This window comes from Variovorax sp. GW823-FHT04F07 (assembly GCF_058795995.1).
This window is the reverse complement of record NZ_JBXAIG010000001.1, coordinates 1,781,300-1,793,292: the sequence shown is the minus strand read 5'-3', so window position 1 is coordinate 1,793,292 and position 11,993 is coordinate 1,781,300. Positions and strand designations below refer to the sequence as shown.

Below are 11,993 nucleotides of genomic sequence, written 5' to 3'. Positions count from 1 at the left end.
CGACCGCAGGATCAGGTGCCGGGTCGCGGGTCCTTGTCCGTGATGGACAGGTCGACCGGCACCCGCGTCTCGTGCCGGAGGTTCCCGGGCATCTCGAAAACCACCGTGAGGTGCCCCTTGACGCGCTCGAAGGGCTTGTCCAGCTTCACGTAGAAGCCCCGCTGGCTGCTCAGGGCGTGGTCGTAGGTCCAGAGCGAAAAGTCCTGCAGCGACGATGCACCGCCGTCGTCCTTCAGGCGCAGCTTTTCGTTCTTCTCGTTGGTCAGCGCGTAGTCCTTGATCCGGTAGGTGGCAGCGTCGGCGATGTCGTCGTTCGTGTTGACGATGTGGCCGTTGCGCTTGTATTCGTCGACCTTGGCCTTGGGCAGCGGGTAGTAGGTCAGTACGTCGAACGCGCTCGCCGGCTTCTTCTTGATCAGCGTCTGGTCGGAATTGATGACCATCACGTGCGCACCGAGTTGCGTGAGCAGCGCCCGCGCCTGTTCCGGGGTGTGCGGCTGGCGCGGTGCGGCGTGGGCCTGGGAAGCGGGCAGGGCGAACAGGGTGGACAGGACCAGCGGCAGCAGTTTCTTCATCGGGGAGCCCGTGCGGGACGAATGACGGATGCCGGCCATTAGGCCATGGCAGCGTCATGCTCCCGGTGGGCGCCTAGTCGTCGTCGCGCACCCGGTACTGCCCCATCAGCGTGCGTTGCACGGTCGGCGGCACGGCCTCGTAGTGCGACAACGCGATGGTGTAGCGCCCCTGGCCGCTGGTCATCGCATTGAGGCGCGACTGGTAGTTGGCCAGCTCGACCTCGGGCACCTGTCCGCCGATGGCCACCGTGCCGGCCCCCAGGCCCGACGTGCCGGTGACCAGGCCGCGCCGCGCCGACAGGTCGCTCGTGACGTCGCCCACGGCATGCTCGGGCACGGCGATCTCGATCTGGACGATCGGCTCGAGCACGGCCGGTTGCGCCTCGCGGATCGCCGCCATGAAGGCCTTGCGGCCGGCGGTCGCGAAGGCGATGTCCTTGCTGTCCACGCTGTGGTGCTTGCCGTCGTAGACCACCACGCGCACGTCGACCACGGGGTAGCCGGCGATCGCACCGTAGGCCAGCACCTCGCGCACGCCTTTTTCGACCGCGGGGATGAACTGGTTCGGAATGGCCCCGCCCCGGACTTCGTCGGCGAACTCGAAACCCGCGCCGCGCGCCAGCGGCTCGATGCGCAGGAAGACTTCGGCGAACTGGCCGGCGCCGCCGGTCTGCTTCTTGTGGCGGTGGTGGCCCTCGGCCGGCGCGGTCACGGTCTCGCGGTAGGCGATGCGCGGCGGCCGCGTCTGGACCTCGAAGCGGTACACCTCGCGCAGGCGTTCGAGCACGAGGCGCAGGTGCAGCTCGCCGAGGCCGTAGAGCACCGTCTCGTTGGTCGCGGCCACATGCTCGATGCGCAGGCACGGGTCTTCGGCCGCGAGCTTGCCCAGGATTTCCCAGGCGCGCTGCTCGTCGCCATGGCGCTTGGGCTCCACGGCCAGGCCGTACACCGGCACCGGGAACGGCAGCGGCGCGAGGTGCACATGGCTGTCTTCGGCCGCGTCGTGCAGCACGGCATCGAAATGGATCTCGTCGACCTTGGCCACCGCCACGATGTCGCCGGGCACCGCGTGTGACACCTCGACATGGTCCTTGCCCTGGAGCATGAACAGGTGCCCCACCTTGAACGGCTTGCGGCCGTCGCCGATGTAGAGCTGGCTGTCGCGCGTGACCGTGCCCTGGTGCACGCGAAAGATGCCCATCTTGCCGACATAGGGGTCGATCGTGACCTTGAACACATGCGCCAGCACGTGCAGCGACGAGTCGGGCCGGGCCTGCATGGGCTCGGCCTGCGCGCCTTCGCCGACGAGGAACTCCGGCGGGTTGGCCTCGGTCGGGTCGGGCAGGAGCTTGACGATCACGTCCAGCAGCTCGGCCACGCCGGCGCCGCTGCGCGACGAGGTGAAGCACACCGGGATCAGGTGGCCTTCGCGCAGCGCCTGCTCGAGCGGCGCGTGCAACTCGGACGGGTCCACGTCGCCTTCTTCAAGGTAGCGGTCGACGAAGGCCGCGTCGACCTCGACCACCTGTTCCACCAGCGCGCGGTGCGCCGCTTCGACGGGCCCGAAGTCGGAGCGCCCGAAGCGATTGAAGAAGCAGTCGATCACCTGCCGGTTGACCCCGTCGGGCACGTTCAGCGGCAGGCATTCGCGGCCGAAGGTGGCCTGGATGTCGGCCAGCAGGCCCGATAGCGAGACGCCCTGCGAGTCGATCTTGTTGACGATGATCATGCGGGCGAGGTGGCGCGAGGCCGCGTAATTCATCATGCGCACCGCCATCGGCTCGATGCCGGTGGCGGCATTGATGACCACCGCCACCGTCTCGACGGCCTCCAGCGCCGGCAGGCTCTGGCCGAGAAAGTCGGGGCCGCCGGGCGTGTCGATGAGGTGGATGCGCGTGGCGGCGTGCGTGAGGTGCATCACCGAGGCGTTGAGCGAATGCAGCATGCGGCGCTCGAGCGGGTCGTGGTCGCTGACGGTGCTGCCGCGCTCGACGCTGCCGCACGCGCCGACGGCGCCCGCCTTGAACAACAGGGCCTCGGCCAGGGAGGTCTTGCCGGCGGCCGCCGCGCCCACCAGCGCCAGCGTTCGCACTGCTTCCATTTCGGCCGCGAGGCCGTTCGATCGGCTTGGCATGGCGGGACTCCTTTGCGCGTCCGCAAGGCCGGCCCGGCGGCCCGCAAGGGCTCGGGTGCTGCGCATCGACGCCGGGCCAGCGTACGGGATTGACCGTGCCGATGCAAGCCGGGGAGGGCGCGCCGGTCGGCCGCTCAGGGCTCCTGCGGCGCGGTGCCTTCGGATGGCGGCCGGTCGGCGGGCAACCTGCCCAGCCGCGACGAGGTCGCGCGCTCCGTGCGGATCTTTCGCAGCGTGTTCGTCAACGCCTGCGGGCTCGTGTTGAGCTGTCTCGCCGCCTTGGCCGGGCGCATGCCCTCGACCAGCACCAGCCGCGCGGCGGCAAGGGACGGGGTGGCCTGCAGGTGCAGCAGTTCGGCCACCTGCCAGAACTCGGCCGAGGTGAAGGTGCCGAGGTCCGGCGGCAACGAGCGCGACGGGACGGCCTGGCGCTTCTCGAAAACGCAGTGAGGCGCCGGGTCCATCTGCCCGACCCGCGCGACCAGGGCCTCGAGGTAGGCCTGCGTGGCGGGGGTGTTGGAAACCCAGTTCGAATGGATGACCAGCTTCGTCCCGTCGTCGGGGAACGTGTGCTCCCAGCTGACCCTCAACTCCGTCATGGCTGGCTGCGGAACGAGCGCATCGTGGGGCGGCTCGTTTCCATGTGATTTTTTTGCATTCGTGCAGTATGTCGCGACAACTCGCGCATTCTTTTGTCGATGTCGCCAGTGTGACCGATGAAGGTGGGTTTTATCCCGGGTTTTCGGTGTATGCGAATGGAAAGACGGGCTGCCTCGCGGCGATGTGGCACGCGATGCCCGGCGGCCGCCGGAGGCGGGTCAAGAAGGGCGCACGACCACGCGCCGCGCGCGGCCGGCGCGGCGGGGGCTGTCTTCCTTGCGGCCTGTCCGCCCTAGGCCGATGCGGCCGATGGCTGGGCGGATGCGGCCAGCGGTTGTTCCTGCGAGGTGCGAACCGGCGCGGGGGGACCGCAGTCGTCCGGCATCTTGCGCGAGGTGCCTCTCACGAGGTGGCGCGGCACGTGGTGTGTCTTGATGAAAAGTGCCAGCGCCTCGCTGCGCGCGGGCTCGGAGACCGGTAGAAACATGTGCAAAGCGCTCATGGTGTCGTTCCGTCGATGCCAGGCAGGAAGGCGGCGCACCCGCTTGTGCCGGGTGGCTGGCGACCCCTGGCATGGCCGCCCGGCGAGCATTATGAGCGTCTGGATCAACCCCGTTGGCGCTGATGTTTTCGGGCGTTCGGCCGCGCCAGAATGCTTGCTTGTCAACAGGAGCACACCCATGGGCCACACCGCAACGATCGTCTCCACGGACGTCAATTTCAACCACCGCATCCAGGTCGGCAAGTTCCAGCTGGTGGCGGACGAGCCGGCGTCATTGGGCGGGCAGGGCGCGGGGCCGGCGCCCTATGACTACTACCTGGCCGCGCTGTCCGCCTGCACCGCGATCACGCTGCGGATGTACGCCCAGCGCAAGGGCTGGGAGCTGGGCGAGTTCAAGGCCGAGCTGAGCTTCACGAAAGACGCGGACGGCAAGGCGCACATCCACCGTGTGCTGCATGCTAGCGGCCCGCTGACCGATGCGCAGTGGAGCCGGCTGCTCGAGGTGGTGGCCAACACGCCGGTCACGAAGACGATGCGCGAAGGCGCCGAGATCACGAGCGAGCGCGGGGCGGCGGCGGCCTGACCGCTGGATCAGAACGCATGCCGGATGCCGACGTCGTAGCCGGTCGACGTCGTCGGCACGAGCGACGCGCTGCGCAGGTAAGCCGGGCCGCCGATGGTGATGGCGGCGCCGTTCTTGTTACGCAGCCGGGCCACGGTGGCGTACAGCGCGGTGCGCTTGGACAGGTTGTGCAGGTAGCCGAGCGCGATCTTGCTGGCCTGCGGGTCGGGGCGGCTGTCGTTCAGGTGCTCGTCGTAGACGGCCCGTGAATAGGTCGCGCGGATCACGCCCACACCCACCGGCACGGTGACGCCGATCAGGGCGCTGTTCAGCGTGGCGTCGGGCAGCGGCGAGACAGGCGGCCTCGCGTAGTCGCGGCCGGCCTTGCTGCGGTTGACGCCGGCGTAGAACTTGGCGAAGTTGAAGTCGTAGGTCAGCCCCAGGCTTGCGAGTTGCACCTCGTCGGTGGTGCCTGCGTTGTAGTCGTCGCCGGTCGTGCTGCGTCCGAAGGCAACGCCGACGTCCAGCGGTCCCTTGGCGTAGCCGAAGCGCGCGCCGATGTGGCGGCCGGTGCGCGTGCTGTTGGGCGGTGGCGGCGTGGTCCACAGCGTCTGCTTGGTGCCTTCGTGCAGCGCATACATCGCCTGGCCGTAGAAGCCACCCAGGTTCGGTGGCAGGAAGTAGGCGATCGAGTTGTTCGCGCGCGAGACACGGTCGAGCCGCGAACCGGTGTTGGCGATGAAGGTGAGGGCGGCTCCGGCGCCGTTGAAGCTGAAGGGGTCGACCAGCACGTCGTTGACGAACACCGGCATGTAGTCGCGGCCCAGCCGCAGTTCGCCGAAGGTACCCAGCAGGCTCAAGGTCGAGCGGCGCGAGAAGGTGGCGATGCCGGTGGCGCCGTCGTCGTTGGTGACGGGGGCTTCGAGCCAGAACGCCGCCGCCATGCCGCCGCCCAGGTCTTCCTGGCCCATGAAGCCCAGCCGGCTGCTGGCGCTGCGGCTGTTGGCCAGCTCGGTGCGCGAAAGCGAGACGCTGCCGCCGAGCGGCGACAGGTTCTGCGCCCGGTTGGTGGTCGACGTGATCGAGGCATCGAGCACGCCGAAGATCGTGAGGGTGGACTGGGCGTGCGCTGCACCCGAGGCGGCAAGGGCCAGGACCAGGGTGGCCGGGGCGATCGATCTCTTCTTCATGCGTCGTGTCTCCGTTGTTGTGCTGAGGGCTGCTTTGCCGGCCGCGATTCTTCTTTTGGGGCGGGGGCACAACAAATGAAAATTGAGGCCGAGAGGTCTGCTTTGCTTATGGCTGGGTGCCCCGGCCTCAGGGACACAACCCATGGCCGCGCATGCAAGGGGCGCTTAGCATCCGGGCTTTCCCGCCGAGGCCGTCGCGGCCTGCTCCCGTGCCATGACTCCGTCGTCTGCTGTTCTCTATGCGCGTCTCATGACGGGGGCGCGCTTTCGCCATCTGCAGGCGTTTGCCGCCATCGCCGAGTTCGGCAGCGCGCAGCGCGCGGCCGACGCGATCGGTCTCACGCAGCCCGCGGTGACGCACCTGGTGGCCGACCTGGAGGAGTTTCTTCAGTGCCCGCTGTTCCATCGCCATGCGCGCGGCATGCGCATGACGGACATGGCGCGCGAGCTGCTGCCGTTCGTGCAGCGTTCGCTGGCCACGCTCGAGGCGGGCACGCAGTTCGTGGCCTTTCGCCAATCGAGTGGGCACAGCATCGTGCGCGTGGGCGCGATCCATGGCGCCATCAACGGCCTGCTGGTGCGGGCGCTGCCGGCTTTCGGGCAATCGAAGCCCGACATCCTCGTGCAGCTGCAGGAGGCCAATGCCGCGGAGTCGAGCGCGTTGATCTCGAACCGCGAGGTCGACCTCATGCTGTGCCGCGAACCGCCCGTGTGGCCCGAGGGCTGGGAGTTCGCCGACCTTCTGCCCGACCGGCTCGTGGTCGTTGCCGGCCCGAATCATCCGCTGGTGCACAAGCGCGGGCTGCGCCTGCCGGACCTGCTGGACGAGATGTGGCTCATGCTGCACCCCGCGACCCACGCGCGAAAGACCTTCGACGCCCTCATGGCCGCGCACGGCACGGCGGCGCGCTACCGCAAGCTCGAGGTCCGCTCCAGCGCGATGGTGCTGGCCCAGTTGCAGAGCGAGATGCTGCTCAGCTTCACGCCCTACAGCGCGATGCGCCAGTTCATCGACATGGGGCAGATCGCACTGATCGACGTGACCGACCTGCCCGCGTTGCCGCCGCTGGGCATCCTGAGCGTGTGCGACGAGCGCGGCGAGGCAGCGAACACGCTGAAGGAGCACCTGTTCCGCTACGCGAGGAAGCACCCCTGAAGCTATAAGCAGGATGCATGGCTGGGGGCCACAAGGCATTGGTTCCCCGTGGGGCAGTCATTGAAGAATGGCTTTTCCAGTTCATTCCAGCGACATCCATCCGACCATGCCAAGAAGAACCCGACTCCTCGCTGCCGCGCTGCTGTGCGCCGCGGCCTTTCACGGCCATGCGGCACCGCCCGAGGCCTATCCGAACAAGCCGGTGACGGTCGTGGTGGCGTACCCGGCGGGCGGCTCCGTCGATGCCATGGCGCGGGCGCTGCATGTGGCGCTCGGCAAGCAGCTGGGCCAGCCGGTGCTGATCGAAAACCTCGGCGGCGGTGCCGGCGCCATCGGTGCGGCCAAGGTGGTGCGTGCCCGCGCCGACGGCTACACGCTGCTGCTCGGCTCGGTGAATGAAGTGGTGCTGGCACCGCTGGTCAATCGCGCCGTCAGCTACAAGACCGACGACCTGGTGCCGGTGGCGCGCGTCGGCGACTCCGCGTTCGTGCTGGTGGGGCGCCCCGGCATTGCCGCGCGCACCACCGACGAGCTGATCGAGTTCGCGCGCAAGAACCCCGGCGCATTGAGCTACGCGACCTCGGGCATCGGCACCTTGCAGCACGTGGTCATGCGCGACATCCAGGAGCGCAGCGGCACCTCGATGCTGCACGTGCCGTACAAGGGCGGCTCCACGCAGGTGACCGACCTGCTGGGCGGCCAGGTCGACCTGACGCTGGTGGCCCCGGCCACCTTTCCCGAAGCCATCGAGAGTGGCCGTGTGCGCGGCTTCGGCACCACCGGCCTGCAGCGCGACGAGCTGCTCAAGCACGTGCCCACGCTCAACGAGAGCAAGTACCTCAAGGGCATCGACCTGAACACCTGGCTGGGCTTCTTCGTGCCGCGCAGCACGCCGCCGGACGTCACGCAGCGCCTGTCGGCCGCCGTCGATGCCGTGCTGGCCGACGACAAGGTGGCGGCGAACCTGCGTCGCATCGGCTTCATGCCGGCCGCCGCGGGCGCGCGCCCCGGCTTCGCCGAGGTCGTGGCCGACACGCAAGGCAAGATGCAGGGCATCGTCTCGCGCATGCCGCCCGAGAAGAGCGAGGTGGCGCGATGAGCCTCCTCGACCTCGCCAACCGGCACATCGACGAGATCGCGGCCATCCGCCGCGACATCCACGCCAACCCCGAGCTGGGGTTCGAAGAGGTCCGCACCTCCGCGCTGATCGCCGGCAAGCTGCGCGACTGGGGCATCGAGACCCACGAGAAGGTCGGCAACACCGGCGTGGTCGGTGTCGTGCGCGGCCGGCGCGCGGGGGCGGGCGCCATCGGCCTGCGCGCCGACATGGACGCCCTGGCCCTGTGCGAGCAGAACACGCTGGGCCATGCCTCGACGGTCCGGGGCCGCATGCACGCCTGCGGCCACGACGGCCACACGGCGATGCTGCTCGGCGCGGCCCAGGCCCTGGCCGAGAACCCCGACTTCGAGGGCACCGTGCACCTGATCTTCCAGCCCGCGGAAGAAGGGCGCGGCGGCGCGCTGGCGATGCTCGAGGCGCAGCTGTTCGAGCGCTTTCCCTGCGACCGCATCTTCGGCATGCACACCATGCCTGCGCTGCCGCTGGGCCAATTCGGCATCCGCAGCCACGCGATGATGGCGGCGTCGGGGCGATGGCAGGTGCGGTTCAACGGCACCGGCGGCCATGGCGGCGCCTACCCGCACCTGTCGACCGACCTGAGCGTGGTGCTGGCGCACTTCATCCTCGGCCTGCAGTCGATCGTCAGCCGCAACGTGGCGCCGACCGACCCGGCCACCCTCAGCGTGGGCCACATCGGCGCGGGCGACCCGGAGGCCATGAACGTGATTCCGGCGGAGCTGCGCATCTCCGGCACCATGCGTGCGTTCTCGGACGAGGTGCAGGCGCTGCTCGAAAAGCGCCTGCGCGAGCATGCGCAGCACGCGGCCGCCACCGAGGGAGCGTCGGTGCACGTGAAGTGCTGGTGGAACTCCGTGCCGCTCGTGAACGACCCCGACGCGACGCGCAACGCGATCCGCGCCGCACACGACGTGGTGGGCCTGCAGGCTGTGAACCCCGAGCAGGCGCCGCTGACAGGCGGTGACGATTTCGCGTTCTTTGCGCGCAAGCGGCCCGGCGCCTACATGCTGATCGGCAACGGCCTGGGCAAGGGCGACGGCCAGGGCGACGTGCACACGCCGTACTACGACTTCAACGACAAGGCCTTGCCGCTGGGCATCGCCTACTGGCTCTCGGTCGTCAACAAGGAGCTCGGCGGCTCGCTGGGTGCGGCATGAACGCGTGCGTCGATCTGCGCAGCGACACGGTCACGCGGCCCACGGCCGCAATGTACGAGGCCATGCAGCGCGCGCCCGTGGGCGATGACACCTATGGCGAAGACCCGACCGTCAACGCGCTGCAGGCGCGCATCGCCGGCATGCTGGGCTTCGAGGCAGCGATGTTCGTGTCGTCGGGCACACAGGCCAACCTGTGCGCGGTGCTCGCGCATTGCGGGCGCGGCGACGAATACATCGTCGGCCAGATGGCGCACTGCTACCGCTGGGAGGCCGGCGGCGCGGCGATGTTCGGCGGCGTGCAACCGCAGCCGCTGGATCACGCGGAAGACGGCACCTTGCCGCTGGCCGCGATCGCCGACGCGATCAAGCCGGACAACGAGCACTTCGCCGTCACCCGGCTTCTTGCGCTGGAGAACACGCTGGGGGGGCGATGCCTGCCCGATGCGTACCTGGGCGCCGCGACTGGCCTGGCGCGGCAGCACGGCCTGTCGACGCACCTGGATGGCGCGCGTTTGTTCAATGCGGCCACGGCCGGCGCTGCGACGTCGCCCGAGGCCGGCGCGCGGCGCATCGCGGGGCACTTCGACTCCGTGTCGGTGTGCTTCAGCAAGGGGTTGGGTGCACCGGTCGGCAGTGCGCTGTGTGGCAGTGCGGCCTTCATTGCGCGTGCGCGGCGTGTGAGAAAAGCGGCGGGTGGCGCGATGCGGCAGGCCGGCGTGTTGGCCGCAGCGGCGCTGCATGCGCTGGACCACCATGTCGATCGGCTCGCCGAAGACCACCGGCTGGCATGGCTGTTGTACGAAGGCATTTGCGACAGCCCCGGCGTGCGGGCAGAGGCGCCGCAGACCAACATCGTGTTCCTCGATCTGGCCGATCGCGGGCAGGACACGGCACACGCACTTCAAAAGCACCTGCAAGAGAAGGGCATCCGTGTCTCGATGCTGTACGGCCGGCTGCGCCTGGTCACGCATCGGGACGTGGACGAAGCCGGTGCGCTGCGCGCGCTCGATGCGCTGCGCGAATTCCTGAGGCGGTAGAGGCGCCGCTCAGCGCCGAGAGATCACGCGAACGACGGGTTCGCTGTGCACGCGAAAACCCATGCGCTCATAGATGCGCCGCGCGCCCGCGTTGCCCTGCATCACATGCAGCACCGGCACTTCGCCACGCTGCATCTGCTGCGCCACCAGGCGCGTGACGAGCCGCTTCGCATAGCCCTTGCCCTGCGCATCGGGGTGCGTGCAGACGCCGCTGATCTCGCGCAGCGTGCCGGCGGCCATGCGTTCGCCGGCCATCGCCACGAGGCGGCCGTCGGCGTCGAAGCAGCCGACGTACTCGCCGAGTTCGATGGTGCGCGTGGAGAAGGGCCCGGGGCGCGTCAGGTCGGCCAGGGCCAGCACTTGTTCTACATCTGCTGCGCCGAGCCGGACCACATCAGGAAGCGTGTCGGCCACGGGCGCAGGCGCGTCCCAGATCATCTTCACGATGACCGATTCCATGTCGACCTGCCAGGTGGACGGCGCGGGGCCCGACCAGCCGATGGCATAGAAGTGCTCGTCCGGCGTGCAGAAAGGCAGCAGCGCGTCGAGGTCGGGATGCAATGCGTCGGCAAAACCGACGATGGGGGAGAAGCCTGTGGCGTACCGGCGTGCGGTCGATGTGCCGGCGGCAAAAGACGCATGCGGGCCCGAAAGGGCGTGCCAGGTGAGGTTGGTGAGGAGGTCTGTCATGGGACTGGATTCTTTCGGTCTGACAGGAACCGTTGGTGCGCCGTCCGCTGTAGTGGGAGCGGCGCCTCCTCGTCGGTGACGAGGAGGTGTGTCGCGTCGCACGGCGAGGGCAACCTCGCCGGCGGCAGCGACTCAGTGCATCAGCACTTCATGGCCGTGGCTTGTGCGGCGAAGGCGTCGGAAGCAGCCTTGCATGCAGCGCCGAGTTGGGCGGCGTTGGCGCCGTAGCTGGCCCAGGTGGCCTTGGTCTGCTCGAGGCTGCCCTTGAGCGCGTCGGCGGCGGCGCCGCTTTGCTTGCCCACGCAGGCGCTCACCTTGTCCAGGTACTCCTGGCATTCCTTGGGCACGTCGGCCGATGCCGTCGTGGTGGCAGCGGGCGCGGCAGCAGCCGGTGCGCTGGCGGCCGGTGCGGGTGCCGGCGTGGCCGGTGCAGCAGCAGGTGCTGCGGGAGCGGCCGGCGCTGCGGGCGTGGACTCTTGCTTCGAGCAAGCGGTGATGGCGGCAGCCACGAAGATGAGTGCGAGCAGTTTGTTCATTTTTTCTTACATGAGCGAGTTGGATGATGTGCCACGCCTCGTGTCCCGCGGCGCGCAGTGCGCACACCAGGAACGCAAGATTCGGGGCCGGAACAGTATCACCGCGCCCTGTGCAACAGACCCCCGCGAAGGCAGGAATCGTGGGTCTGCAGATGCTCCAAAAACGTAACAATTATCTTGAATCGTTAAATATTGCCGGGTTAAGCAGTCGAAGCTGCGCGGGCGTACACAGGGGGCGCGATGGCCCGTCGAACCGGGTGCTCGACCGGCCTCGCATCTGCAAGCGGATGTTGTTGATTCTTTCGAATTACATCGAAGCGACGAGGTCGCGCGAAGTTTCCTGAAGGCGCGCTGCGGTCCATTTCCGGAGTCGGCCGAGCAGCCTGCCGTGCCTCTTCGGCGGTCACGCACATGGTTACAACCCCGTGCCGCAGACCCGCCCGTCGCGGTGCGCGGCAGCCGGCAGGACATGGCCGGACGGGGCCAGGTTTCCGGTCGATCGAATTGCCGCCGAACCCTCGGCTTGTGCATTGCATCAATTAATTCTTATGGCAAAGGTTCTCATTGCAGGATGGCATGCACATGCTCTTTCAGTTGTGAATCGGTTGCGATGAATTGAGGCGTTGGCGCGCCATTCCTGACGACCGAGTTCTTTGCCATCAAGGAATAGGGAATTCCCGCCCCGATTTTCTACGGAATCCCGTAGTTGAAAATAT

General features: G+C 68.3%; 12 protein-coding genes. 5 read left to right on the top strand and 7 right to left on the bottom strand.

Annotated features, from left to right (window positions below; genetic code table 11):
• Window positions 1-11: 11 nt before the first annotated feature.
• From AC1RAA_RS08305 to AC1RAA_RS08290, 4 genes are all read right to left on the bottom strand, one after another.
• Window positions 12-575 (bottom strand): hypothetical protein, encoded by a 564-nt coding sequence (locus AC1RAA_RS08305; RefSeq protein WP_492727578.1) that lies wholly within the window; start codon window positions 573-575, stop codon window positions 12-14.
• Window positions 576-648: 73 nt separating this feature from the next.
• A complete protein-coding gene (fusA, locus tag AC1RAA_RS08300) occupies window positions 649-2,709 on the bottom strand; it encodes an elongation factor G (RefSeq protein WP_492727577.1) in 2,061 nt (686 codons plus the stop codon).
• A gap of 134 nt (window positions 2,710-2,843) precedes the next feature.
• Window positions 2,844-3,308 (bottom strand): hypothetical protein, encoded by a 465-nt coding sequence (locus tag AC1RAA_RS08295; protein WP_062471967.1) that lies wholly within the window; start codon window positions 3,306-3,308, stop codon window positions 2,844-2,846.
• A gap of 293 nt (window positions 3,309-3,601) precedes the next feature.
• On the bottom strand, window positions 3,602-3,811 hold the full coding sequence (locus AC1RAA_RS08290; protein WP_492727576.1) for a hypothetical protein: 210 nt from the start codon (window positions 3,809-3,811) through the stop codon (window positions 3,602-3,604).
• 178 nt (window positions 3,812-3,989) lie between these two features.
• Between AC1RAA_RS08290 and AC1RAA_RS08285 the strand changes: the two genes are divergently transcribed.
• Complete coding sequence (locus AC1RAA_RS08285; protein ID WP_095947020.1) at window positions 3,990-4,394, top strand: OsmC family protein; 405 nt, start codon at window positions 3,990-3,992, stop codon at window positions 4,392-4,394.
• A gap of 8 nt (window positions 4,395-4,402) precedes the next feature.
• Here the strand turns inward: AC1RAA_RS08285 and AC1RAA_RS08280 are convergent, their stop codons facing one another.
• Entirely contained in the window at window positions 4,403-5,563 is a 1,161-nt protein-coding gene (locus AC1RAA_RS08280; RefSeq protein WP_492727575.1) for a porin, read from the bottom strand.
• A 214-nt stretch (window positions 5,564-5,777) separates the two neighbouring features.
• Between AC1RAA_RS08280 and AC1RAA_RS08275 the strand changes: the two genes are divergently transcribed.
• The 4 genes from AC1RAA_RS08275 to ltaE all read left to right on the top strand — a co-directional run bounded on the left by AC1RAA_RS08275 (window position 5,778) and on the right by ltaE (window position 10,051).
• Complete coding sequence (locus AC1RAA_RS08275) at window positions 5,778-6,719, top strand: LysR family transcriptional regulator (RefSeq protein ID WP_492727574.1); 942 nt, start codon at window positions 5,778-5,780, stop codon at window positions 6,717-6,719.
• Between the two features lie 106 nt (window positions 6,720-6,825).
• Window positions 6,826-7,818 carry a tripartite tricarboxylate transporter substrate binding protein gene (locus AC1RAA_RS08270; RefSeq protein ID WP_492727573.1) on the top strand — a complete coding sequence of 331 codons (993 nt, stop codon included), beginning with the start codon at window positions 6,826-6,828 and terminating at the stop codon, window positions 7,816-7,818.
• Window positions 7,815-9,014 carry an amidohydrolase gene (locus AC1RAA_RS08265; protein ID WP_492727572.1) on the top strand — a complete coding sequence of 400 codons (1,200 nt, stop codon included), beginning with the start codon at window positions 7,815-7,817 and terminating at the stop codon, window positions 9,012-9,014. Before AC1RAA_RS08270 ends, AC1RAA_RS08265 begins: the two co-directional genes overlap by 4 nt.
• Window positions 9,011-10,051 carry a low-specificity L-threonine aldolase gene (gene ltaE, locus AC1RAA_RS08260; protein WP_492727571.1) on the top strand — a complete coding sequence of 347 codons (1,041 nt, stop codon included), beginning with the start codon at window positions 9,011-9,013 and terminating at the stop codon, window positions 10,049-10,051. Before AC1RAA_RS08265 ends, ltaE begins: the two co-directional genes overlap by 4 nt.
• Window positions 10,052-10,060: 9 nt before the next feature.
• Here ltaE and AC1RAA_RS08255 read toward each other — a convergent pair whose 3' ends face one another.
• Window positions 10,061-10,741, bottom strand: coding sequence for a GNAT family N-acetyltransferase (locus AC1RAA_RS08255; RefSeq protein WP_095947026.1), 681 nt, complete (start codon window positions 10,739-10,741; stop codon window positions 10,061-10,063).
• Between the two features lie 140 nt (window positions 10,742-10,881).
• The gene (locus tag AC1RAA_RS08250) at window positions 10,882-11,277 is read right to left on the bottom strand and encodes a hypothetical protein (protein ID WP_070061208.1); all 396 of its coding nucleotides are present in this window, start codon (window positions 11,275-11,277) and stop codon (window positions 10,882-10,884) included.
• Window positions 11,278-11,993: the final 716 nt, after the last annotated feature.